The 24,531-nt window shown below is 68.4% G+C and carries 17 protein-coding genes; 7 read left to right on the top strand and 10 right to left on the bottom strand.

The genetic code is table 11. The annotated features are described in order from the left end of the window. Positions 1-56 precede the first annotated feature (56 nt). The 7 genes from ACHFIV_RS08435 to ngcE all read right to left on the bottom strand — a co-directional run bounded on the left by ACHFIV_RS08435 (position 57) and on the right by ngcE (position 8,474). Positions 57-1,334 carry a sugar ABC transporter permease gene (locus ACHFIV_RS08435; RefSeq protein ID WP_398965188.1) on the bottom strand — a complete coding sequence of 426 codons (1,278 nt, stop codon included), beginning with the start codon at positions 1,332-1,334 and terminating at the stop codon, positions 57-59. After that, a complete protein-coding gene (locus ACHFIV_RS08430; protein ID WP_398965187.1) occupies positions 1,331-2,119 on the bottom strand; it encodes an ATP-binding cassette domain-containing protein in 789 nt (262 codons plus the stop codon). The genes ACHFIV_RS08435 and ACHFIV_RS08430 overlap by 4 nt, the downstream gene beginning before the upstream one ends. A 192-nt stretch (positions 2,120-2,311) precedes the next feature. Next, the gene (locus tag ACHFIV_RS08425) at positions 2,312-3,421 is read right to left on the bottom strand and encodes a sugar ABC transporter substrate-binding protein (RefSeq protein ID WP_398965185.1); all 1,110 of its coding nucleotides are present in this window, start codon (positions 3,419-3,421) and stop codon (positions 2,312-2,314) included. A 119-nt stretch (positions 3,422-3,540) separates the two neighbouring features. After that, complete coding sequence (locus ACHFIV_RS08420; RefSeq protein ID WP_398965183.1) at positions 3,541-4,740, bottom strand: ROK family transcriptional regulator; 1,200 nt, start codon at positions 4,738-4,740, stop codon at positions 3,541-3,543. Between the two features lie 278 nt (positions 4,741-5,018). After that, on the bottom strand, positions 5,019-5,936 hold the full coding sequence (locus ACHFIV_RS08415) for a carbohydrate ABC transporter permease (RefSeq protein WP_398965182.1): 918 nt from the start codon (positions 5,934-5,936) through the stop codon (positions 5,019-5,021). A gap of 115 nt (positions 5,937-6,051) precedes the next feature. Further along, the gene (locus ACHFIV_RS08410; RefSeq protein WP_398965180.1) at positions 6,052-6,975 is read right to left on the bottom strand and encodes a carbohydrate ABC transporter permease; all 924 of its coding nucleotides are present in this window, start codon (positions 6,973-6,975) and stop codon (positions 6,052-6,054) included. A 50-nt stretch (positions 6,976-7,025) separates the two neighbouring features. Beyond that, positions 7,026-8,474, bottom strand: a complete 1,449-nt coding sequence (gene ngcE / locus ACHFIV_RS08405) for an N-acetylglucosamine/diacetylchitobiose ABC transporter substrate-binding protein (RefSeq protein ID WP_398965178.1) — start codon at positions 8,472-8,474, stop codon at positions 7,026-7,028. 491 nt (positions 8,475-8,965) lie between these two features. Between ngcE and ACHFIV_RS08400 the strand changes: the two genes are divergently transcribed. The 3 genes from ACHFIV_RS08400 to ACHFIV_RS08390 all read left to right on the top strand — a co-directional run bounded on the left by ACHFIV_RS08400 (position 8,966) and on the right by ACHFIV_RS08390 (position 14,605). Beyond that, positions 8,966-12,814 (top strand): GH92 family glycosyl hydrolase, encoded by a 3,849-nt coding sequence (locus ACHFIV_RS08400; RefSeq protein WP_398965176.1) that lies wholly within the window; start codon positions 8,966-8,968, stop codon positions 12,812-12,814. A 356-nt stretch (positions 12,815-13,170) separates the two neighbouring features. Then, entirely contained in the window at positions 13,171-13,902 is a 732-nt protein-coding gene (locus tag ACHFIV_RS08395) for a hypothetical protein (RefSeq protein ID WP_398965175.1), read from the top strand. Positions 13,903-13,954: 52 nt separating this feature from the next. Further along, a complete protein-coding gene (locus ACHFIV_RS08390) occupies positions 13,955-14,605 on the top strand; it encodes a class F sortase (RefSeq protein WP_398965174.1) in 651 nt (216 codons plus the stop codon). 86 nt (positions 14,606-14,691) lie between these two features. Here the strand turns inward: ACHFIV_RS08390 and ACHFIV_RS08385 are convergent, their stop codons facing one another. From ACHFIV_RS08385 to yicI, 3 genes are all read right to left on the bottom strand, one after another. After that, positions 14,692-16,380, bottom strand: a complete 1,689-nt coding sequence (locus ACHFIV_RS08385; protein ID WP_398965172.1) for an LCP family protein — start codon at positions 16,378-16,380, stop codon at positions 14,692-14,694. A gap of 351 nt (positions 16,381-16,731) precedes the next feature. Then, the gene (locus ACHFIV_RS08380; RefSeq protein ID WP_398965170.1) at positions 16,732-17,355 is read right to left on the bottom strand and encodes a histidine phosphatase family protein; all 624 of its coding nucleotides are present in this window, start codon (positions 17,353-17,355) and stop codon (positions 16,732-16,734) included. 183 nt (positions 17,356-17,538) lie between these two features. Continuing rightward, on the bottom strand, positions 17,539-19,776 hold the full coding sequence (gene yicI, locus ACHFIV_RS08375; RefSeq protein WP_398965168.1) for an alpha-xylosidase: 2,238 nt from the start codon (positions 19,774-19,776) through the stop codon (positions 17,539-17,541). A gap of 322 nt (positions 19,777-20,098) precedes the next feature. On the opposite strand from yicI, the gene xylA reads away from it, so the two are divergent. The 4 genes from xylA to ACHFIV_RS08355 all read left to right on the top strand — a co-directional run bounded on the left by xylA (position 20,099) and on the right by ACHFIV_RS08355 (position 24,526). After that, positions 20,099-21,268, top strand: a complete 1,170-nt coding sequence (gene xylA, locus ACHFIV_RS08370) for a xylose isomerase (RefSeq protein WP_398965166.1) — start codon at positions 20,099-20,101, stop codon at positions 21,266-21,268. A gap of 148 nt (positions 21,269-21,416) precedes the next feature. Next, positions 21,417-22,679, top strand: coding sequence for an ABC transporter substrate-binding protein (locus ACHFIV_RS08365; RefSeq protein WP_398965164.1), 1,263 nt, complete (start codon positions 21,417-21,419; stop codon positions 22,677-22,679). A 12-nt stretch (positions 22,680-22,691) separates the two neighbouring features. Continuing rightward, on the top strand, positions 22,692-23,663 hold the full coding sequence (locus tag ACHFIV_RS08360; RefSeq protein ID WP_398965162.1) for a carbohydrate ABC transporter permease: 972 nt from the start codon (positions 22,692-22,694) through the stop codon (positions 23,661-23,663). Between the two features lie 5 nt (positions 23,664-23,668). Then, on the top strand, positions 23,669-24,526 hold the full coding sequence (locus ACHFIV_RS08355; RefSeq protein WP_398965160.1) for a carbohydrate ABC transporter permease: 858 nt from the start codon (positions 23,669-23,671) through the stop codon (positions 24,524-24,526). Positions 24,527-24,531 lie beyond the last annotated feature (5 nt).

The following is a 24,531-nucleotide window of genomic DNA, read 5'->3' as shown; positions in this document are numbered from 1 at the left end:
CGCGCACGTGCCCGGCATCACGGTGGATGCCGGGCACGTGTACGCAGGTCCGACGGTCAGGCGCGGCCGGCGGTCTTCTGCGTCTTGCGGGTGATGGAGTCGATGACGACCGTGATGAGAAGAACAGCGCCGGTGATCATGTAGTTGATCGGTGTGGCGATGCCCTCGAGCGCCAGGCCGTACTGGATCGACACGATCACCATGACGCCGAGCAGCGCGTTCCAGGTGCGGCCCCGGCCGCCGAAGAGGCTGGTGCCACCGATGACGGCCGCGGCGATGACGTTCATCAGGAGGTCGCCGCCGCCGGAGCCCTGGTTGGCCGCCGCGATCTTGGAGGCCCAGAAGAGGCCGCCGATCGCCGCGAAGGTGCCGGCGATGGCGAAGACCGAGATGCGGATGGCGGTGACGTTGATGCCCGCGCGGCGGGACGCCTCGACGCTGCCGCCGAGCGCGAAGATCTTCCGGCCGTAGGAGGTGCGGCGCAGGACGAAGTCCGTGCCGACCAGGACGACGAGGAAGAGGACCAGGGCCAGCGGGAGGCCGCGGTACTGGTTGAACATGAACGCCGCGCCGAAGGCGAAGACCGCGAGGACGACGGTGCGGACCACGATGTCGACGAGCGGACGCGACGGGATGCCCGCGGCCTCACGCCGGCGGGTGTCCAGGAAGGCGGAGAGGAAGTAGCCGATCACCGCGACGGCGGCGAGCCCGTAGGCGGCGGCCACGTCCGAGAAGTAGTACGTGGTCAGATTGCCGACGACCCCGTCGCTGTCCAGGTTGATCGTGCCGGTGTCGCCGAGCAGCTGGAGCATGAAGCCCAGCCAGAACAGGAGACCGGCGAGGGTGACGGCGAACGCGGGGGCGCCTATCCGTGCGAAGAAGAAGCCGTGGATCGCGCCGATGACCGCGCCGCTGAGGATCGCGACGAGGACGGCGAGCCACTCGTTCATGCCGTGGGTGACGCTGAGGACCGCGACCACGGCACCGGAGACACCGCTGACCGAGCCGACCGAGAGGTCGATCTCGCCGAGCAGCAGCACGAAGATGATGCCGACGGCCATCATGCCGGTGGCCACCATGGTCACGGCGATGTCGCTGACGTTCTTCGCCGAGAGGAACTCGGAGTTCAGGCTCTGGAAGACGACGCAGATGATGATCAGGCCGATGACCACGGGGATCGAGCCGAGGTCACCCCCGCGCATCTTGCGCTTGAACTCGGTGAGGTAGCCGCCGAGGCCCTGCTCGCGGACGAGGAGCCGGGGGTCGACCACGGTGTCGGCGCCCTTGGCCGCCTCCGGGTTGACCACTGCGGTGGACGTCTTGTCGGTTGTCACTTCTGGGCCTCCGCGTTGCGCGCCGCACGACGGGTCACGGCGTTCTCCGTGGCGCCCGTGATTGCGGAGATGATCTCTTCCTGCGAGGTGGTCTTCACGTCGAAGACGCCGTTGTTCCGGCCCAGCCGGAGGACGGCGACCTTGTCGGCGACGGCCTTCACATCGGCCATGTTGTGGCTGATGAGGATGACCGCGTGGCCTCGCTCGCGCAGCCGCTCGACGAGGTCGAGGACCTGCGCGGTCTGCTCGACGCCGAGTGCGGCGGTGGGCTCGTCGAGGATGACGAGCTGGGGCTCGCCCAGCATCGAGCGGGCGATCGCGACGGTCTGGCGCTGACCGCCCGAGAGCGACGCGATCGGGATGCGGACGCTGGGGATGCGGATCGACAGCGTGCTGAGGAGCTCGCGGGAACGCCGCTCCATCTCGACCTCGTCGAGGATCCCGAACTTGCGGAGCTCCCGGCCGAGGTAGAGGTTGCCGACGACGTCGATGTTGTCGCAGAGCGCGAGGTCCTGGTAGACGGTCGCGATCCCGAGGTTCTGGGCGTCGTGCGGCTTGTTGATCTGGACCGGACGGCCTTGCCACTCGATGACACCGTCATCGATGGGGTGCACCCCGGCGATCGTCTTGACCAGCGTTGATTTACCGGCGCCGTTGTCACCCACCAGGGCGACCACCTCACCGGCGTGGACCTCAAGCTCTACGTCGGTGAGCGCCTGGACGGCACCGAATCGCTTGGAGACCCCTCGCAACGCCAACACGGGCGTAGCGGACACGTGAACCATCTCCTTCGCCGCCTGACCCGGCGGGGATGCCGCGCCTGGGGGGAGGCGCGGTGGTCGAGCAGAAGAATTGAGGAAGAGAGCCGAAGCGTTCCGTCCGGCGCCCCGCCCGGTAGCGGGACAGTTGGTGGGCGGGGCGCCGGACAGGCTTCGGGTCCGTCCGGCGGCCGTGGAGGCCGGCCGGACGGCTGGGGCCTACTTCAGGCCCGCGGCGGTGCAGGCGGCCTTGTACTTGGCCGTGCAGATCTCGTCGAGCGTGTAGATGCCGTCCTTGATGACGGTCTCCTTGATGTTCTCCTTGGTCAGCGAGACCACCGGGACGAGCACGGTGGCGATGCCCTTCGTGCCGGCGTTGTCGACCTTGGAGGTGGCGATGGTGTCGAGCTTCTCGCCCTTGGCGAGCGCGACGGCCATTTCCGCGGCGACGACGCCCTCCTGCGGGTAGGGCTTGTAGACGCTCATGAACTGCTCACCGGAGACGATGCGCTGCACGCCGGCGAGTTCGGCGTCCTGACCGGTGACCGGCGGGAGCTTGGAGAGCCCGGCCGACTTGAGGGCCTGGATGATGCCGCCGGCCATGCCGTCGTTGGCGGAGTAGACGCCGGCGATCTTGTCCTTGCCGAGGGCCGTGATCGCGCCCTCCATGTTGGCGTTGGCGTTCTCCGGCTTCCACTCCTTGGTGTCGTACTCCTTGCCGTACGTCACCTTGCCGTCGAGGACCGACTTCGCGCCCTTCTTGAAGAGAGCCGCGTTCGGGTCGGTGATCGAGCCGTTCATCATGACGATGGTCGGCTTGGCGGCGCCGCCCAGGGCCTCCAGCAGGGCCTTGCCCTGCACGCGGCCGACCTCTTCGTTGTCGAAGGAGGTGTAGGCGTCGATCGGGCCCTCGGCGAGGCGGTCGAAGGCGACGACGGGGATGCCCGCGTCCTTGGCCTTCTTCACGCTGTTCTCGATGGCCTTGGCGTCGACCGCGTCGACGATGAGCGCGTCGACCTTGCCCGTGATCATGGTGTCGACCTGCTGCGCCTGCAGCGTGGCGTCCTGCCTGGCGTTGGCGTAGACGACCTCCGCCTTGCCGCCGGTCAGCTCGCTGACCTTCTTCTCGATGATCGGCTTGTCGAACTTCTCGTAGCGAGCCGTGACGTTCTCGGGAAGGAGCAGACCGATCTTGAGGTCGTCGCCCTTCTTGGCCGACTCGGTGCTGGTCTTGTCGCCGGACTCCTTGGCGCTCCCGCAAGCGGCGAGAGAGACGGCCATGGTGGTGGCGGCAACGGCAACGGCGGCACGACGCATACGCGTGTTCATTTCGAACCTCCCTGACGAGGCCGCGACGTTGCGGCCGAGGTGGCTGGAAGTCAACTCGGCCACGACGTCAGCGTCAAGGAGTAAATCCTTAACGAGATGACAACGGTGCCATTCGTTATCTAAGTGAAGGCAGGAGTCGCTGCGGGGAGGGTGCTCTCCAAAAGGGTCGAATCCCCCATCTCGCTCAGCACGAGGGCCAGGGCACCCAGGACCTCGGCCCGCCCTCCGAGGGCTCCGGGAAGCACGGAGAGCTGCCGTGCGGCGCTGGGGATGGCGTACCGCGAGACCGAGTCCCGGATGGGCCCCAGCACCAACTCCCCCGCCTCCGCGAGCGATCCGCCCAGCACCACCCGGCTGGGGTTGAGCAGGTTGCACAGGTTCGCCACCCCGCTGCCGATGTGCCGGCCGACGTCCCCGATGACCCTGCGGCAGCCCGGATCACCCTCGCGGGCCAGCTGGACCATCCGCTCCATGGTGAGATCGGGGCCGTGGCTGGGCTTCAACAGCGGCAGGACGTACCGGGCGGCGGTGAAGGTCTCCAGGCAGCCGCGGTTGCCGCAGCGGCAGACCGGGCCCGACTCGTCGAGGGTGATGTGGCCGATCTCGCCGGCGGTGCCTCCGGGCCCCCGGTAGATCGTCCCGTCGATCACCAGACCCGCACCCACGCCGCTGGCGACCTTGATGTACGCGAGGTCCCTGACACCCCTGCCGCTGCCCCAGACGAGCTCCCCGAGCGCGCCGAGGTTGGCATCGTTGTCCACGTACACCGGCACGCCGAGGCGCCCGGCGAGCTCCTGGCTGGGGTTGATGCCCTTCCAGCCCGGCAGGATCGAGGTGGAGCCCAGCGTGCCGGACTCGACGTCGATGGGGCCCGGCACTCCGAGGCCCACGCCGATCACCTTGCCGGGGCTGATCCCGGTGGTCTCGATCAGGCGGTTGACCAGTTGTTCCGCCCGGCCGAAGCCCTGCGCCGACGAGGCGTCCACGTCCAGCGGCTCCGACTCCTCGGCGAGCACCTGGTGGGCCAGGTTGCCGATGGCCACCCTGAGGTGGGTATGACCGAAATCCACCCCTATGACGATACCGGCGTCCCCACTCAGGGAGACGCTCCTGGCGCGGCGACCGCCCGCCGAGGTGGGGGTCACCTCGACCGTGCCGCCGTCCTTGAGTTCACGGACGATGTTGGAGACGGTGGCTGCGGAGAGGCCGGTGCTCCTGGCGATCTCGGCCTGGGTCAGCGACCCTGCCATCCTTACGGCACGTACGACCCGCTCAAGGTTGGCCCGATGCAGAGATGTCTGCGACCCCGGAGTCTCCATCGACTCACTCACTCCTGCCGTTTTCTCTAACATGTGAACCCTAAGCTGAGCGTTTTGGGGTGCCCCCCGTCAAGACCTTGAGCGTGCGGAGCCTCCGATGAGCATCGGGCCTCCACATCCGGACAGCCGCGAAAGCGGTGGAAAGGGCATGAAACCACCCCCCGGCCGGTGGCCGGAGGGTGGTTCCAGGCCGAGCGGGGCCTGTTCGTTTCTGGTGGCGGATGGTGCCGGAGTGACCGCAGAGGCTGATACGTGAAGGCGGCCCCACGGTGTCCGCCCTATTTGAGCGCCCCCGCCGTCAGCCCCGCGACGACCTGGCGCTGGAAGACGACGTAGGCGGCGAGTACCGGCAGCATCGCCATGACCAGACCCGCGAAGAGGCCCGACCAGTCCCCCTTGTAGCCCTGGCTGGTGGCCAGTTCGACCAGGCCCTGGGACAGCACCTTGCCGTCCGGGTCGGTGTTCAGGACCGTCGGCAGCATGTACTGGTTCCACTGGCCGAGGAAGTTGAAGATACCGACGCTGATCAGACCGGGCTTCGCCATGGGCAGCATCACCTGGAAGAACGTCCGGGTGTGCGAGGCGCCGTCGAGCATGGCCGCTTCCGCGATGGAGGTCGGCAGGGTGCGGAAGAACGACGTGAGGAAGAAGACGGTGAACGGCAGCGAGTAGGCGATGTAGACCAGGATCAGCCCGTGCACCGAGTTCAGCAGGCCCATGTTGTTCATGACGAAGAACAGCGGGACCAGCGCCAGGATGATCGGGAAGCTCATCCCGCCGATGAAGAGGAAGTAGATGAAGCGGTTCCCCGGGAAGTCGAACCGCGCCAGCACGTACGCCGCCATCGAACCCAGCAGCAGGGTGCCGACGAGTGAACCGCCCACCACCAGGATGGTGTTCAAGAAGTAGTCACTCATGTGGGCCTGGTTCCAGGCCCGTGACCAGTTCTCGAAGTGGAGCCTGTCCGGCAGCGACAAGGGTTTCGACAGGATCGAGTCGTCCGTCTTGAAGGACGACATCACCGCCCAGAGCAGCGGCATGACGACGAGCACCGCCCATATGACCAGCACACCGTGGGAGAAGACGTTGAGGACCTTGCCCTCGCCGCTCTCCGCGGGCCCGGCCACCGGGGCCTTCGTCTTCGTCACCGGCGAGCGCGGTGCCGGGACGGCGGGAGGAGTCTCAGTGACCTTCATGCGTGCTCACCTCGTACAACTGTCGGGCCGGCCACCGGGACCGAGCTGTTCCGCGCGCCGTGGGACTTCGGACGGCCGTGTCCCGGCAGGACCGGCAGGACCGGCAGGACCGGCATCAGAACTCCAGCCGTTCGCGTCGGCCCAGTCGCATCACGATGCCCGCGAAGAGCATGGTGACGATGAGCAGCCCGACGCCGATCGTGGTCGCGTAGCCGGCCTGGGCGTCCCGGAAGGCGGTCTGGTAGACGTACAGCGGCAGGACGGTGGTGGAGTAGTCGGGGCCGCCCGGGCCGACCGTCATGACCTGTACGGCGGTGAAGGCCTCCACACCGAGCGCCAGGATGCCCATGTAGACCCAGCCGGACTGCACGGTGTCCCAGAGCAGCGGCAGCGTGATCTTGAAGAACGTGGTGATGCGGTTGGCCCCGTCGAGCAGGGCGGCCTCGTAGAAGTCCTTGGGGATCGAGGCCATTCCGGCGGAGAAGAGGACGACGAAGAAGCCGACCGTCGACCAGATCAGCACCACCATCACGCAGTACAGCGCCAGATCGGGATCGCCGAGCCAGTCCGGCTGGAGGCTCTTGAGGCCGACGGCCTTCAACGTCTCGTTCAGCATTCCGGACGAGGGGTTGAACGCGAACTGGAAGAGGAGGGCGACGATCACGATCGACAGGACCTGGGGGAAGAAATAGGCGACCTTGTAGAACGAGGATCCCCGCACGCCGGCGACCGCGGCGTTCTTGCGCCGCCGGCCGCCGACATTGAGCATGAAGGCGAAGAAGAGCGCGAGGCCCAGCGTCACCAGCGGCAGCAGCAGCGCCAGCAGCACACTGTGCTGCAGTGACTTCCAGAAGATGTCGTCGTCGAGCATCCGGCTGTAATTGTCGAAGCCGACCATCTGGAAGTCCGGGCTCAGTCCGGTCCAGTCCGTGAACGAGTAGTAGATGGACTGGGCGAAGGGCCAGATGACGAAGATGGCGTACAACGCCAGTGGGGCTGCCAGGAACCCCACGATGAACCGGTACTTGCCGTGCTGCATCGTTTACCGACCCCGATTTCCGAGCGGGTGCCGCCGCTGGTGACGGTGGCTCACTGGTGCTTGTAGTGCTTGATGGACTGGTCCTTGGCCGCGGCGTCGGCGAAGGCCTGGATCTTCTTGATGGTCTCCGCCGGGGTCGCGCGGCCGGCCATCATCTCGCCGATGCCGGCGATACCGATCTGCTCCTTCTGGAGCTTGACGTACCAGTCCTGCAGGCGCGGGTTCACCACGTTGTCCCCGGCCTTCGCCAGGACGTCGACGGCGGACTGCAGCGCGGTGGACAGGGTCAGGCCGTCGGTGCCGCCGTTGAAGGCGGTGAGGGACTTGACCGACTTGGTGAAGTTCTTGGAGGAGTCCTCGCTGAGCATGATGCGCAGCTGCTCCATGCCGCCCTCGGGGTTCTTCGCCTTCGCCGGGACGACGAAGGGTTCACCGCCGGACGCCCACAGGGTGCCGAAGGGCAGCTTGTCCGAGGAGTCCAGGCTGGAGGGCGCCCCGACCATCATCTTGAAGTCGTCCGGAGTGGTGGGCGCGGCCTCGTTCTCCACCCACGAGCCGTTCGGGATGAACAGCGCCTTGCCCTTGGTCCACTCGGTCTGCGACTGGATGTGGGTCAGACCGGGCGTGCCCTTGAGGATGTACCCCTTCCGGAAGAGCTCGTAGTACGCCTCGAAGGCGGCCTTGACCGCCGGGTCCTTCCAGGCGTTGGGCTCCAGGTTGTCGATCTTGTCGAGGACCTCGCGGCCACCGATCTTGCCGATGAACGGGTAGAGCGAGAACGGCAGGTAGTACGGGTACTTGCCGGGGTACGTCCAGCCGGCGATGCCCTTCTTCTTCGCCTTCTCGCACAGCGCGAGCATGTCGTCCCAGTTCTCCGGGTACGCAGCGTCGAGCTTCTCCAGGTTGGTCCGGGAGTACCAGACGCCGTAGACCGTGTACGCGTAGTACATGATCCAGACCGGGTCGCCGTCGAACTGGCCCATCTCCACGACACCCGGACGCAGCGTGTCGCGGACCTTCTTGGCGGGGTCGTCGTACGACGGGGCGTCCATCAGCGGCGTGAGGTCGAGCAGCTGCTTCTTGCCGACCAGGACACCCATGTCCATCTGCTCGGCACCGGAGTTGTCGATCAGGTCCGGCGGGGTGCCACCGTTGAAGCGCGGCTGCAGCGTCGACTGGATCTTCTCCGTCGCCGCGTGCTTGACCTTCGGAGCCTTGGGGAAGGCCTCGTTGTACTTCTTCTCCGCGTCGATGGCGTACTGCTCGCCGAAGCCGCCGTTGAAGATGACGACCTCGAGGGCGGCGGTCTCGTTGACACCGAGCGGGTTCTTCGCGCTCTTGGTGCCCTTCTCCACCTTCTCGTCGCTTCCGCTGTCACTGCTCGCACAGGCGGACAGGAAGCTCATCGTCGGGACGGCGATCAGGCCGAGTGCGGCAGAACGCTTGATCACATCGCGACGGCCAAGGCCCTCATTCGTGCGGCCGGAGGTGGATCCCATGCTCAAGTCCTCGCCTTCTCCAGGACTCAGGCGGTGTACCGGTCACCCGTAGTGAATTCGCCTAGGCGAAGGGTCCCGCCACCGCGGTCAGTTGCGCTTGGGTCGTGCGGATTGCGGATAAGCAGTGGGGGAGTTCCGGGAGAAACGTACGGCGGGCCACCTCGCGCGCCCACCGCTGTTCCGCCCTCCCCCGTGCCCGCGCGCCGTTGTGAAGCGGCTGTGCAGACGCCGACAGGTATAGTCCACTTGCCGCCAACTGAGCAAGATCGAATGCATGGTTGAGCGGCAGTCTTTCCCGAGTTGAGACCTCAGGGACACCTCGGCACCGCGCGCGCCCGCGCGGAAACGCCGTTTTCCGCAATACGGTCGAATCGCCGGCGTCGCCCCCGCGCAACACCCTTGACACATCCAGCCACTTGGCTCCCTACTGGAACCCGCATCCCGCAATGACAACGTTGTCCAAAGCATGCCCCCGGGAGGAACGGCTCCGTATGCACCCCCTACGTGGTCCTCAGCACGGCTCGCGCCACAGACACAGCCACTCCGCCGCGGTCCTCGCGGCCTCTCTCGCCCTGACCCTGGCGGCCCCCGCCGCGGCCCTGGCCCAGCCGTCGGACACCGCGAAGAGGCCGTCCGGCGACACGTCGTTCAGCTCCTCGTTCGAGGCCGATGAGAAGCAGCCGGACTGGCGCAACACCGTCGAGGAAGGTGCCGACGGGAAGAAGAGGGCGTCGGGTGTCGACGGTGGGTTCTCCGCCGGAATACCGGGCAACGTCACCGATCAGGTCACGGATCTGCGGGCCAGCGGGGAGAACACCGCGGGCGGCGAGGTCAAGGAGAACCTGACCGATGTGGAGCCCGGCACGAAGTGGCTGACCTTCGAGCCCAAGGGCTGGGTGGAGTTCGACCTCGCCGAAGCCACCGAGGTCGTGACCTACGCCCTCACTTCCGCGAACGACCACGACGAGCGGGACCCCAGGGACTGGACCCTGAAGGGGTCCGCCGACGGCAGGACATGGACGGACCTGGACACCCGCACCGGACAGACGTTCTCCGAGCGCCTCCAGACCAAGTCGTACGACGTGACCACGGGCACCGCCTACCGGCACTTCCGGCTGGAGATCACGAAGAACAACGGAGCGTCCGACGCGCTCCAGCTCGCCGACGTCCAGTTCTCCGACGGTGACACCTCCACCCCCGCCCCGGACGACATGCGTACCCAGGCCGACAGGGGGCCTTCGGGCTCCCCCACCGCCAAGCAGGGTGCGGGGTTCACCGGGAGGAAGGCGCTGCGCTACGCGGGCACCCACAAGCCGGACGGCCACGCCTACTCGTACAACAAGGTCTTCGACGTCGACACGGTGGTCACCAGGGACACCCAGCTCTCCTACCTCGTCTACCCGCAGATGGGCGAGACGGACCTGAACTACCCGGCGACGCACGTGGCGGTCGACCTGGCGTTCACCGACGGCACCTACCTGAGCGGGCTCAAGGCCACCGACAGCCACGGTGGCCTGCTCACGCCGCAGGGCCAGGCCGACGCCAAGCGGCTGTACGTGAACCAGTGGAACAAGGTCGCCTCCCGGATCGGCACGGTCGCGGCCGGAAAGACCGTCGACCGCGTCCTGGTGGCGTACGACTCGCCGAAGGGCCCGTCGAAGTTCCAGGGCTGGGTCGACGACATCACGATCGCCCCGAAGGCCCCGGAGAAGCGCAAGGCGCACCTCTCCGACTACGCGTCGACGGTGCGCGGCACCAACTCCAGCGGCGGGTTCTCGCGCGGAAACAACATCCCGGCGACCGCGGTCCCGCACGGCTTCAACTTCTGGACGCCGGTCACCAACGCCGGGTCCACGAGCTGGCTGTACGACTACTCGCGGGGCAACAACGCGGACAACCTCCCCACGCTCCAGGCGTTCAGCGCCAGCCATGAGCCGAGCCCCTGGATGGGTGACCGCCAGACCTTCCAGATGATGCCGTCGGCGGTGTCCGGCACTCCGGACGCCAACCGCTCGGCTCGCGCGCTGCCCTTCCGCCACGAGAACGAGACGGCGACCCCGCACTACTACGGGGTGACGTTCGAGAACGGCCTCAAGGCCGAGATGACGCCCACCGACCACGCGGCGCGGATGCGGTTCACCTACCCCGGTGACGAAGCGAGCCTGGTGTTCGACAACGTCGACAACAGGGGCGGGCTGACCCTCGACCCGGAGACCGGTTCCTTCACCGGCTACTCCGACGTGAAGAGCGGAGGCTCCACCGGAGCCACACGGCTCTTCGTATACGGCTCCTTCGACGCGCCGGTCACCGACAGCGGCAGGCTGAAGGGCGGCGGCGGTGACGACGTGACCGGCTTCTTCCGCTTCGACGCGGGCAAGGACCGTACGGTCAACCTGCGGCTGGCCACCTCGCTGATCAGCGTCGACCAGGCGAAGAAGAACCTCGCGATGGAACTGCCGGCGAAGACCTCCTTCGACAAGGTGAGGAAGAACGCGCAGAAGGCCTGGGACAGGATCCTCGGCAAGATCGAGGTCGAGGGTGCGAACGCCGACCAGCTGACCACGCTCTACTCCAGCCTCTACCGGCTCTACCTCTACCCGAACTCGGGCTTCGAGCAGGTCGACGGCAGGAGCACCTACGCGAGCCCGTTCTCCCCGCAGACAGGCACCGACACCCCGACCCACACCGGCGCGAAGATCGTCAAGGGTGAGGTGTACGTCAACAACGGCTTCTGGGACACCTACCGGACGACCTGGCCGGCGTACTCCTTCTTCTCCCCGAAGCAGGCCGGCAAGATGGTCGACGGTTTCGTCCAGCACTACAAGGACGGCGGCTGGACCTCCCGCTGGTCCTCACCCGGCTACGCGGACCTGATGACCGGCACCAGTTCCGACGTGGCCTTCGCCGACGCCTACGTCAAGGGCGTCGACTTCGACGCCGAGGCCGCGTACGACGCGGCGGTCAAGAACGCCACGGTGGCGCCCCCGTCGCCGGGTGTCGGCCGCAAGGGCATGGAGACCTCGGTCTTCACCGGATACGCGAACACCGCGACGCACGAAGGGCTCTCCTGGTCGCTGGAGGGCTACCTCAACGACTACGGCATCGCGGAGATGGGCAAGGCCCTCTACAGGAAGACGAAGAAGGCGCGCTACAAGGAGGAGTCCGAGTACTTCCTCAACCGTGCGCAGAACTACGTCAAGCTCTTCGACGAGAAGGCCGGCTTCTTCCAGGGCAGGAAGGCCGGCGGCGACTGGCGCCTGCCCTCCGACCGGTACGACCCCCGCGTCTGGGGTCACGACTACACGGAGACCAACGGCTGGGGTTACGCCTTCACCGCCCCGCAGGACAGCCGCGGCCTCGCCAACCTCTACGGCGGGCGCGACGGCCTCGCCGAGAAGCTGGACACCTACTTCTCCACCCCCGAGACCGCAGGACCCGAGTTCGTCGGCTCGTACGGCGGCGTCATCCACGAGATGACCGAGGCGCGCGACGTGCGGATGGGCCAGTACGGCCACAGCAACCAGGTCGCCCACCACGCCACGTACATGTACAACGCCGCGTCCCAGCCCTGGAAGACCCAGGAGAAGGTCCGCGAGGTCCTCGGCCGCCTGTACACCGGCAGCGAGATCGGCCAGGGCTATCACGGCGACGAGGACAACGGCGAGCAGTCGGCCTGGTTCCTCTTCTCCTCGCTCGGCTTCTACCCGCTGGTCATGGGCAGTGGGGAGTACGCGATCGGCTCGCCGCTCTTCACGAAGACGACCGTGCACCTGGAGAACGGCCGTGACCTCGTCGTCAAGGCTCCGAAGAACAGCGCGGCCAACATCTACGTCCAGGGTCTGAAGGTCAACGGCAAGAAGTGGGACTCCACTTCGCTGCCGCACGGCCTGCTGGCGAAGGGCGGAGTGCTGGAGTTCGACATGGGCGCCGAGCCCTCCGCGTGGGGCACGGGCAGGAACGCCGCCCCGGTCTCCATCACGCAGGACGACAAGGTGCCGGCACCGAAGGGCGACACGCTCAAGGGCGACGGCGCGCTGTACGACGACACCTCCGCGACGTCGGCCCCGGTCGAGTCGGTGGAGCTGCCGGCCGCCGCGGGCACGAAGGCGCTCCAGTACACGCTGACCTCGGCCACGGCGGCGAAGGCCCCCACGGGCTGGGTGCTGCAGGGATCGGCGGACGGCGCCTCCTGGAAGGACGTCGACAAGCGGTCCGGCCAGACGTTCGCCTGGGACAAGCAGACCCGGGTGTTCTCGGTGCAGGCCCCGAAGGCCTACGCGAAGTACCGTCTGGTGAGCACCACGGCTGCGACGCTCGCGGAGATCGAGCTGATCTCCTGAGCCGACCGGTGAACACCTGAGGACGGGCCGCCCGCACGCCGGGCGGCCCGTTCTCGCGTGCGCGGCCCCTCGGACCCGGACGGTGAGTTCGGCCTCGGCCGGTGGCCGGGGTGAGGCATGCAGCGTGCCGGGCACGGTGGCGTCGCGACGGCACGGCTGACTCCCGGCCTGCTCCGGGCCTCCTGCTCCCGCGCCCCCGGACGGCTTTCCCCTGGAGGCCGCCGCCTGCTATCGGCTAGTCAGGGTATATTTGCGGGCTTTTGCGGTGTCTAGCCCCACTCTTCGGGCAATCCGTGCCAAGTCTTAGGCGATCAGGTGATCAGTACGACAATCATCTCGGCTTGAAGGAGCCCAGCATGCGCATTTCCGCTTCCGTCCGCTCCCGCAGCGTCCGCACGGGCATCACGATGGCGGCTGCGGTCGCCGTCGCCGGCGTCACCCTGGCCGGGGCCCCCTCCGCGTACGCTCTCGGGGAGAGCGGCGACATCGACATCACCTCCGTCGGCTGGCACTCCCGTGGGGAGCGCGAGGGGGTCGAGGTCTGCAAGTTCGTGCTCGAGGCCAACAACTTCGGGGACCTGCCGTTCATCACCTGGACGATCGCCGAGCAGCCGCCGACCGTGCCCCCGGGGGACACCCTCACGGCCTCCCTTCCGCTGATCGCGGGCAAGGCCCGCAGCCAGGAGTACCTCCTCCCCGAGGGCACGTACCTCCTCTCCTGGCCGACCGTGGTCCCCGGCGCCCCGCCGGTCGTCCCGCCCCTGAAGTCCAAGAGCTTCGAGGTCGACTGCTCCCGGCCCGGCAACGGCGGGCCGGGTGGCAACCGCTCGGACGACGGCGCGCGCGGTTCGTCGGCGGAGTCGGGTACCGAGAGGGGCTCGGAGGAGAAGGGCGCCGAGAAGTCGTACGAGAAGCCGTCCGGCGCGGTGCCCGCGGGTGGCGGCGGTGTCCCGGACATGGAGGGCGTCAGCTCCGAGAGCGACTCGAACGTCGGGGCCTCGGCCGCGCTGGTCGCCGGTGCCGCCGGCATCGCGGGGCTGATCCTGGTCCGTCGATCCGCGCGCCGTCGTGCCCGCAACGAGGCCTAGCACGCGCGGCCGACGGCGACGACGGGGTCCGAGCCGCGCATGCCGGCTCACGATGACCCTGTGCGTGACCTCCTCGCTGGTGACCGGCGTCGTGTGGGCGAGTTCCGACTCGTCCGAGGACGCCTCGTCGGTCACCGCCGCCCGCGGCAGCGACGCCGCGGGCGGCGGGGCCCCGCCGTTCCGCAGGGCACCGCACAAGCCCCAGGCGAAGGTACCGGCCTCGCACGCACCGCTGGTCCACTCCCGTCCGGTGAAGGTGGCCATCCCCGCGATCTTCATCGAGGCCCCGGTCACCGGCCTCGGCCTGGACAAGAAGGGCCGGCTCGGCGCCCCGCCGCTGAGCAGGCCGAAGGAGGTGGGCTGGTACCGGAAGGGCCCCTCGCCCGGTGAGTCGGGCACGGCCCTGCTCGTCGGGCACCGGGACACCGCGACGGGGCCGGCGATCTTCCTCAACCTCAACGTCCTGCGCCGGGGTGACACCGTGAAGGTCGCCCGGGCGGACAAGCGCACCGCGGTCTTCACCGTCGACGAGGTGAAGACGTACACGAAGAACAAGTTCCCCGACGACAAGGTGTACGGGGCCACCGGACGTCCGGAGCTCAGGCTGCTCACGTGCGGCGGGCGCTTCGACAAGAAGAACGGCTACTCGGCCAACGTCGTCGTCTTCGCCCACCTGACGTCACTCAGCAAGAAGGCGGCCTGACCCGGGGCACGCCTCACGGAACCGGCCGGTGCCTCGGGGGCGAGGTGCCGGCCGTCCGCGTCGCTGCGGAACCCGCGCCCCCGTGACTACGCGCCGCACACGCTCTGGTCGGCCCGGGACTGCTTCACGTCCACCTTCTTCGGCGGTGCGACGGGTGTGCCGGCCTCCTTGAAGTCCGCCCCGAGCACGAGCCTCATCGGCTCCGTCCCGGCGGCGTCCTTCGTGCCGGGCCTCAGCGCGGAGGCCGGCAGGCCCATGAGGTCCGCGAGCGCCCGGGCCTGGGCGGCCTGGCCGGGCGCGTAGTCGAGTGTCGTCGCGGCCACCTTCTCCGGGGCGTTGCCGACGTTGCTGGACCTCGTCACGCCCTTCGCGTTCTGCAGCCAGCCCAGGACGGCGCTCGCGGACCCTCCCGGCGCGCCACCGTTGGAGAGGTCGACGCGCACCTCCGACGCCTCCGCGCGGGGGCCTTCGAGCAGGGCGGCCTGCTTGTCCGCGGCCGCCTCCTTCTCCTTCTTCACCGCGGTGAAGGACACGTCGTTCTGCAGCATGCTGAAGAGCTTCGGTGCCTCGACCGGATTCGGGACGACGGTGACGGGCTTGGGCTCGTCCGGGTTGTCGACCACGGGCAGCGTCATCAGGGTGATGTTCTTCAGGTCGATCCTGCCGAGTTCCTTGGCGAGGGTGACGAGGTCGGCCGCACTGCCTATCCCCTTGTCCACGGTGAGCGCCTTGGTCGCGGCCTCCGCGACGTCGAGCATCTTCATGGGGCTGCTCAGCGTGTCCTCCTTCAGCTGCCGCATCATCGACGCCACGAACTTCTGCTGCATCTCGATTCGGTCCAGGTCGCTCTCGTTCTTGAGACCGTGCCGGTTGCGGAGGAACGACAGCGCGTCCTCGCCCGCGATCCTGCTCTCCCCCGCCGGCAGGTCGAGCTCGGAGCCACCGTCTTCGTCCTTGATGGGCGCCTTGAGACACACCTTGACGCCGCCGACCGCGGTCGACAGCGTCTTGACCGCGTTGAAGTCGAACATCATGAAGTGGTCGACCTCGAGGTCCGTGATCCCCTCGACCGTGCGCATGGTGCAGCCGGGGTCGCGGCCGTTCACCCCGAAGGACTCGTTGAACCTGGTGGGCACCTTCGAGCCGGCGATGACCTGGGCCGAGCCGTCGGACTTCCTGGTCTCGCAGGCCGGGATCATGGTCATGAGGTCCCGGGGGATGCTCACCACGGTGGCGTTGGAGCGGTCGCCGGATATGTGGAAGAGGAGGGTGGTGTCGGCGTGGCCGGTGACGTTGTCGCGGTTGCCGTAGGCCTCGTTGCCTCTGCCGACGCGCACGTCGTTGCCGATGACCAGGATGTTGACCGGCCCGTCCGCCAGGACGCTGTCGCTCCCCACGTCCCCGATGTCGACGGTGCTGATGTTCCCGTCGAGGCGGTCGTACCAGTAGTAGGCGTACGCAGACGTCCCGACGAGGGCCGAGGAGAGGACTCCGCCGGTCCACAGCAGCACCTTCCTCCTGCCGGCCCGCTTGCGCTGCCTGGGCTTGCGCCGGCCGGAACCGCGCGTGCTCTCCGGAGCGGGCGGGTGGCGTCGGCTGCGCTGGCGGGGAACACGGGCGGGAGCGGCGGGAGCGGGAACGGCGTCGGCGTCGCTGCGGGGGCGAGACGCTCCGGGGCCGTCCGGACGCAGTTCGTACGCCCCGGTCTCGGGGTTGACCACCCACTGGTCCGCGGGGTCTACCTCGTCCGCCCCGCCATAGGTCTGCGCGTCCATGTCCAGTCCCCTGTCAGGTGCCACACGAGCCGCTTGCCTGTTCGACGCGTCATCCTACCGAGGCCGTACGCGCTTCAACGGCTTCCACGACATTCCGCCGGCCCTCCAGGAACTATTCACCCCGGACTCTGACCCTCCGTCATACGGGTGCGCCGCTGGTCCTGTTGACCGGCCCACATCGCCCGTCGGCGACGGGGAGGGTGACAGTTGCGCCGAGATCGCCGACGGCTCACCCGCCGGCGTGACCGTAGGCGGCGGCAGGGCCGGCCCCCCGACGGCCCCACTCTCCTTCCGAGCCGCCCCCGGGCAGGGCTCGTCGAGGCACTCGGCGGCGGCTCGCTCCGACGCCGGTCACTCGATGGCTGCGAACAGCCTCTCCGGCAGGGCCATGTTCAGCGCCGTGACGACCGGCTTGTCGTGTTCCGTGCCGAGGCGTGAGACGGCACCGGTGGCGAGCTGGAACAGCTCCCCGCTCGCGGGTGTCAGCCGCAGGTAGCGCGCGGTGAGCACCCGCAGGAAGTGCGAATGGGCCACCAGCGCGATGTCCGCGTCACCGAGACGGGACGCGGCCGCCCTGACCTCCGCGAGTACCCGGTCGGCGCGGGCACCCACCTCGTCCGGGCTCTCCCCCGGGTGCTCGTCGGAGCCGGGGGCGACACCGTCCGTCCAGAGGTTCCAGTCGGGGCGGGTGCGGCGGATCTCGACCGTGGTCACGCCCTCGTACGCCCCGTAGTCCCACTCCCGGAGGTCCGGCGTCTCCCGGGGCGCGGTCAGCCCCGCCAGTTCGGCGGTGCGGCGGGCGCGGAGGTAGGGGCTGACCAGGGTGAGCCCGATCTCCCTCTCGGCGAGGAGCGGCACGAGGGCCCGGGCCTGGCGTTCCCCGAGCTCGGTCAGGGGCAGGTCGGTGAAGCTCGTGTGCTGCCCGGACCGGGACCATTCGGTCTCGCCGTGCCGGATCAGGATCAACTCACCCATGGAAACGTCCGCTCTGTGTGCCGTGGTCGTACGCGTGTGCTGCTGGTGCCAACCTGACGGCCCACGATCGCATTCCGTCCGGGCAGGCGCGGAGCGGCTCGCCCCGCGCCTGCCCGGAGAGTCCTGCGGCCACCACACGCCCGGACGAGGGGCCGTGGGCGTCGGTCCGGAGCCTGACGGCTGTCAGGCGGATCCGCCGACGACCGTGACCGTGTACGGCCGGTCCGTGTCCGTGGTGACGCGGACCTCGCCGCCCTCTCGGGTCACCTCGTACGTCGCGGCCACCGCCCCCGTGCGGTCGGGGACGGTCACGGTGCGGGTGAAGTCCCCCGTCCCGGCGGGGGCGAACACGCGGAGTTCCAGGTCGTCGAGCCACTCGCCGTCCGGACGGGACTCGTCCGCTCCCAGTGCCAGCACCGCGCCCTGACGGACCAGCAGGGGCAGGCTGTCGAAGCCGTGGGTCTCACGGCGCCAGGCGGGACCGGTGACCGTGTCGCCCGTCAGCAGGTGGGTCCAGGTGCCCTCGGGCACGTAGTACTCGACCTCGCCGTCGTCGGTGAAGACCGGCGCGACCAGGACGTCCGGGCCCAGCAGGTATTCGCGGTCCGCCGCGCGTGCCGTCGGGTCGTCCGGGAACTCCAGCAGCAGGGGGCGCATCGTCGGGACGCCGGTGCGGTGGGCCTCGACGGCCACGCCGTACAGGTACGGCATGAGGCGGTGCTTGAGGCGGGTGAACTGCCGGGCCACGTCCACCGCCTCGTCGCCGAACTCCCACGGCACGCGGTAGGACGACGAGCCGTGCAGCCGGCTGTGCGAGGAGAGCAGGCCGAAGGCGAGCCAGCGCTTGAAGACCGCCGGGTCGGGCGTGCCCTCGAAGCCGCCGATGTCGTGGCTCCAGAAACCGAAGCCCGACAGGGACAGGGAGAGGCCACCGCGCAGGGACTCCGCCATGGCCTCGAAGGAGGACCAGCAGTCGCCGCCCCAGTGGACCGGGTACTGCTGCCCGCCCGCCGCGGCCGACCGGGCGAACAGCACCGCCTCGCCCTGGCCGCGCTCCTCCTCCAGAAGCTCGAAGACGGCCTTGTTGTAGAGGTGCGTGTAGTAGTTGTGCATGCGCTCCGGGTCGGAACCGTCGTGCCAGACGACGTCCGTGGGGATGCGCTCGCCGAAGTCGGTCTTGAAACCGTCGACACCCTGGTCGAGGAGGCCCTTCAGCTTGCCCTGGAACCAGGCGGTGGCCTCCGGGTCGGTGAAGTCGACCAGCGCCATGCCGGCCTGCCACTTGTCCCACTGCCAGATGTCGCCGTCGGGCGTGCGGACGAAGTAGCCCTTCCGCGCCCCCTCTTCGTACAGAGGGCTCTTCTGCCCGATGTACGGGTTGATCCAGACGCAGATCTTCAGGCCCTTGTCCTTGAGCCGGGCGATCATGCCCTCCGGATCGGGGAAGACCGCGGGGTCCCACTCGAAGTCGCACCACTGGTACTCGCGCATCCAGAAGCAGTCGAAGTGGAAGACGCTCAGCGGGATGCCCCGCTCGGCCATGCCGTCGACGAAGGAGGTGACGGTGGCCTCGTCGTACGAGGTGGTGAACGAGGTGGTGAGCCAGAGGCCGAACGACCAGGCCGGCGGGAGGGCGGGGAGGCCGGTGAGGGCGGCGTAGCGGGACAGGACGTCCTTCGGGGTGGGGCCCGCGACGACGAAGTACTCCAGCGTCTGGTCCTCGACGCTGAACTGGACCTGTCCGACGGCTTCGGAACCGATCTCGAAGGAGACCTTGCCGGGGTGGTTGACGAAGACGCCGTAACCGCGCGACGAGAGGTAGAACGGGATGTTCTTGTACGCCTGCTCGCTGCTGGTGCCGCCGTCGGCCTGCCACATGTCGACGACCTGGCCGTTCTTGACGTACGGCGTGAAACGCTCACCGAGGCCGTGGACCGTCTCGCCCACTCCCAGGGCGAGTTGGGCGAACATGTGGTGGCTGCCGTCCTCGACGGTGGCGAACGCGGTGCCCTTGCGGCCGGCGGAGGTCAGCACACGGCCGTCCCCGTCGAGGAACTCCAGGCCGAAGGCACCTTCGGTGGGCAGCCGCAGGGTGAGCGGACCGCTGGTCAGTTCGGCTGCCCGGCCCTGGGTGCGGGTAGTGGCCGCGGACGTGTCGGCCGCGCCCGGAAGTGCGAAGTCGGGGCCCTTGCGGCGCTTGCCGGCGTGGTGGGTGAGACGCACCGCGATGACGCCCTCGGCCGGGGCGTGGGCGTCCACCGTGATCAGCGGGGCGTTCAGCGTGTCGCCACGGCGCTCGACGCGCTTGACGGACGCGTAGGCGGCGAGACGGTCGTCCTCGAGGCGGACATCGCGGACTTCCGTGGCGTACGAGGCGTGCACACCACTGCGCATCTGCCAGAAACCGTCGGTGAACTTCATGGGGGTGGTCCTTAGCCGGTCAGAGGTGCTGGGCGGGACGTCAGGGCGCCTGCGGCAAGCGCGGCTGCGGGTCCTCTCGGTTTTGATCGTACACAAAACAAATGTGACCGACAGGGCTGGTAAGCGACGGGAATTCCCGGATTGCCCGAGTAGCCGAATCGCATGATGTGGGCCCCGATCTGCCATGTTGGCGCCCCGTGACCGTTACGTCACGGAAATGGTCTAGAAACCGTGGACGGGATGGCGTATTAGTACTGCAAGCAAACAAATTGGCCGGCCGGCGGAGCTGCCGTCGGGCCCGACGTCGACAAGAGGCTGTGCAATGCCGGACCGCTTCACTCCCACCCCCGCGGACAGGTTCACCTTCGGTCTGTGGACCGTGGGCTGGCGTGGGAACGACCCGTTCGGTGACGCGACGCGTCCCGCGCTGGACCCGGTCGAGTCGGTCGAGCGGCTCGCGGAGCTCGGCGCGCACGGCGTGACGTTCCACGACGACGACCTGATCCCCTTCGGGTCCGCCGAGGCGGAGCGGGAGCGGCTGATCGGCCGGTTCAAGCAGGCGCTGGAGCGCACCGGGATGAAGGTCCCGATGGCCACCACCAACCTGTTCACCCACCCCGTGTTCAAGGACGGCGGTTTCACCTCCAACGACCGTGACGTGCGGCGCTTCGCGCTGCGCAAGGTCATCCGCAACATCGACCTGGCCGCCGAGCTCGGCGCGAGCACCTACGTCGCCTGGGGCGGCCGCGAGGGCGCCGAGTCCGGCGGCGCCAAGGACGTACGCCTGGCCCTGGACCGGATGAAGGAAGCCTTCGACCTGCTGGGCGACTACGTCACCGAACAGGGCTACGACCTGCGCTTCGCCATCGAGCCCAAGCCCAACGAGCCCCGCGGCGACATCCTGCTGCCCACCATCGGCCACGCCCTGGCCTTCATCGAACGCCTCGAGCGCCCCGAGATGGTCGGCGTGAACCCGGAGACCGGCCACGAGCAGATGGCCGGACTCAACTTCCCCCACGGCATCGCCCAGGCCCTGTGGGCCGGCAAGCTCTTCCACATCGACCTCAACGGCCAGTCCGGCATCAAGTACGACCAGGACTTCCGCTTCGGCGCCGGCGACCTGCGCCAGGCCTTCTGGCTCGTCGACCTCCTGGAGACCTCCGACTACACCGGATCCCTCCACTTCGACTTCAAGCCGGTACGCACCGACGGCATCGACGGCGTCTGGGAATCCGCGAAGAACTGCATGCGCAACTACCTCATCCTCAAGGAACGCGCCGCCGCCTTCCGCGCCGACCCCGCCGTCCAGGAAGCCCTGACCGCCTCCCGCCTCGACGAACTGGCCCAGCCCACCGCCGCCGACGGCCTCAAGGCACTCCTCGCCGACCGCACCGCCTACGAGGACTTCGACGCCACCGCCGCCGCGGAACGCTCCATGGCCTTCGAAGCCCTCGACCAGCTCGCCATGGAACACCTCATCGGCGTCCGCTGACACCCCCACCGCAGGGAGCCCGGCGGACCACCGCCGGGCCCCCCGGTCTCCCCGCCGTGAACACCGCCGGATCCGCGCGGGGGCTTGACGAACATCCTGTGGGAGCGTTCCCATGGGCCGGCACCCCTCTCACCGCAAGGGCACCACCGTGACAGAACCCTCCCCCGACGGGCGGACCGGACTCCGCAGCCGTCGCAGCAGGCGGATCGTCGTCCCTCTCACCGTCGTCTCCGCGATCGTCGCCGGCAGCGTTCTGTCAGGGTGCGGCCAGCAGCGGGACGAGGACGTCTACACCGTCATGAACTCCTCGACCGACGAGTCCTACCACCGCTGGGACGGTGACACCCTCGAGCGCTGCAGCAAGAAGCTCGGGGTCACCATCGAGCAGCAGAGCGTGCCCGCGGCCCAGCTGATGACCAAGGCGCTGCGCATGGCGTCCTCGAAGTCGCTGCCGGACGTCCTCCAGCTGGACGCCTCCGAGATGCCGACGTTCGCCGAGGCGGGCGGGCTGATCCCGCTCAGGGACCTCGGGCTGACCACGACGGACATTCCCGAGGGGATCGTCGACTTCGGCTCGTTCGACGGGGAGTACTACGGGGCCGCGCGCACGGTGAACACCCTGGCGCTGTTCTACAACAAGGACACCCTCGACAAGGCCGGTCTGAAGGTGCCGACCACCTGGGACGAGATGCGGTCCACCGCCAAGCAGCTGACCCAGGGCAAGCGGTACGGTCTGGCGCTCAGCGCGGGCGGGGCGGAGGACGGGGTCTTCCAGTTCACGCCGTTCATGTGGTCCAACGGCGGTGACGAGTCGAAGCTCGACACCCCCGAGGTCGCCGGGGCCCTCGACTACTGGAAGGCGCTGCTGAAGGACGGCTCGCTCTCCAAGTCCACGGTCAACTGGACCCAGGCCGACGTGAACGACCAGTTCATGGCCGGCAACGCCGCCATGATGATCAACGGCCCGTGGCAGGTCGAGACCCTGAACGCCAAGAAGGGGCTCGACTGGGGCATCGCCGAGATCCCGGTACCCGAGGCGGGTGACGACTCGGTCGGTCCGCTGGGCGGCGGAGTGCTGACCGTGCCCAACACCGGCGACAGCGAGCGTGAGAGGACGGCCGCGAAGATCATCGGCTGCATGGCGGGCGAACAGGAGCAGATCACCTACGCGCTCAACAGCTGGATGGTCCCGGCGAACACGAAGGCCGCCGCCGTGTGGCGGACGAAGGCCCCTGAGCTGGCCGCCCTGGCCGGACAGGTCGCCACGGCCCGTTCGCGTACCGCGAAGGTCGGCGCGCAGTGGTCGTCCGTGTCGCTGGCCCTGCAGAGCGCCTTCCAGTCCGCGCTCACCGGCCAGTCCAGCGAGGCCGCTCTGAAGCGTGCCCAGCAGCAGGTCACGAGCGGGAACTGAGGTAACGAACCCATGTCATCCACCACCACCTCAGCCGCCGCGCCGCCTGCCGACGCGAAGGCCCCCGCGGCCGGTGCGGTCGGGAAGCCCGTCGACCCGCGGAGCGCCAAGCGGCGCAAGGCGCTCGCCCAGTGGGGGTTCATCGCACCCGCCGTGGTCTTCATGGCGCTGTTCTTCGGCTACCCGCTCGTCCGCAACATCGTGATGAGCTTCCAGGACTACTCGCCGTCCACGTTCTTCACCGGCGAGGCGCCGTTCAACGGCACGGACAACTGGAGCAACGTCTTCAACGACGGACTGTTCGGCAAGGCCCTCTGGCAGACGATCCTCTTCACCGTCGGATCGCTCGTGGGCCAGTTCTGCATCGGCCTCGCCCTCGCCGTCTTCTTCACCCGCCGCTTCCCGCTGAACGGGATCCTGCGTTCGCTGATCCTGCTGCCCTGGCTGGTCCCGATGGTCGTCTCCGGCATCGTGTGGCGGCGCATCTTCGACCAGGACACCGGTGTCCTCAACTCCTTCCTCGGCACCGTCGGCCTCCCCGGTGACACGCCGTGGCTGACGAGCACGAGCATGGCGCTGGTCTCGGTGATCCTGGTGAACATCTGGATCGGCATCCCCTTCAACATGGTCATCCTCTACGGCGGCCTCCAGGAGGTCCCCAAGGAGCTGAACGAGGCCGCCGCGCTCGACGGCGCGTCCGCCTGGCGTACGTTCCGCTCGGTCACCCTGCCGATGCTCAAGCCCGTCATCACCGTGGTGCTGGTGCTCGGCTTCATGTCGACGGTCAAGATCCTCGACCTGGTCCTCGCGCTCACCGACGGCGGGCCCGCCGACTCCACCCAGACGCTCGGCACGCTGACGTACCAGAACTCCTTCGTCCAGATGGACTTCGGGGCCGGTGCCGTGGTCGGCAACATCCTGATCCTGATCTCCGCCGTCTTCGCGGTGTTCTACCTGCGGGTCAACCGCAACGAGGGGAAGTGACCGGCATGGCGACCACCACCCAGATCCCCGCCGCCCCGGCTCCCGCAGCCGTCCACCGGCCCAGGCGCCGCTGGGGTGCGACCGTCTTCGGCGTCGTCGTTCTCGCGGTCATGCTGTTCCCGCTGTACTGGATGGTCAACACCGCGCTGCAGCCGGACGCGAGCCTGGTCGACGTCGGCCCCGTGCCGACGGGCATCGACTTCTCCGGCTTCACCTCGGCCATCACCGAGCAGGGTGGCAACCTGCTGACGTCGCTGGCCGTGGCGCTCGGCGCGGTGGCCATCTGCCTGGCGATCTCGGCTCCGGCGGCCTACGGCCTGGCGCAGTTCAAGCTGCGCGGCGGCAAGACGATCGTCTTCGGCACGCTCATCACGCAGATGGTGCCGGGCATCGTCATCGCGAACGCCCTGTACAGCGCGTACGTGGACCTCGGCCTGGTCAACTCCTACTTCGGCCTGATGCTGGCGGACGCCTCGCTGGGCATCCCCTTCGCGATCGTGCTGATGCGGTCCTTCATGGTGTCGATCCCGCGCGAGGTCATCGAGGCCGCCGAGGTCGACGGCGCGGGCCGCGTCCGTACGTTCGTCCAGGTCGTCCTGCCGATGAGCCGCAACTCCCTGATCACCGCCGGGCTGTTCTCCTTCCTGTACGCGTGGAGCGACTTCATGTTCGCGCTGACCCTGAACACCACGGACGACGTCAAGCCGATCACCCTGGGCATCTACCAGTACATCGGCGCGCACGTCGGCGACTGGGGTTCGGTCATGGCCGCGTCCGTGCTCTCCGCCGTACCCGCCGCGGTCCTCCTCGTCCTGTCCCAGAAGTACATCGCCGCCGGAATCACCGGCGGCTCGGTCAAGTAAGGGTT

The sequence above is a fragment of the Streptomyces sp. ALB3 genome (genome assembly GCF_044385685.1).
Classification (GTDB): Bacteria; Actinomycetota; Actinomycetes; order Streptomycetales; family Streptomycetaceae; genus Streptomyces.
Note: the sequence above shows the minus strand (reverse complement) of the source record. Positions and strands in the feature narration are given on the sequence as shown.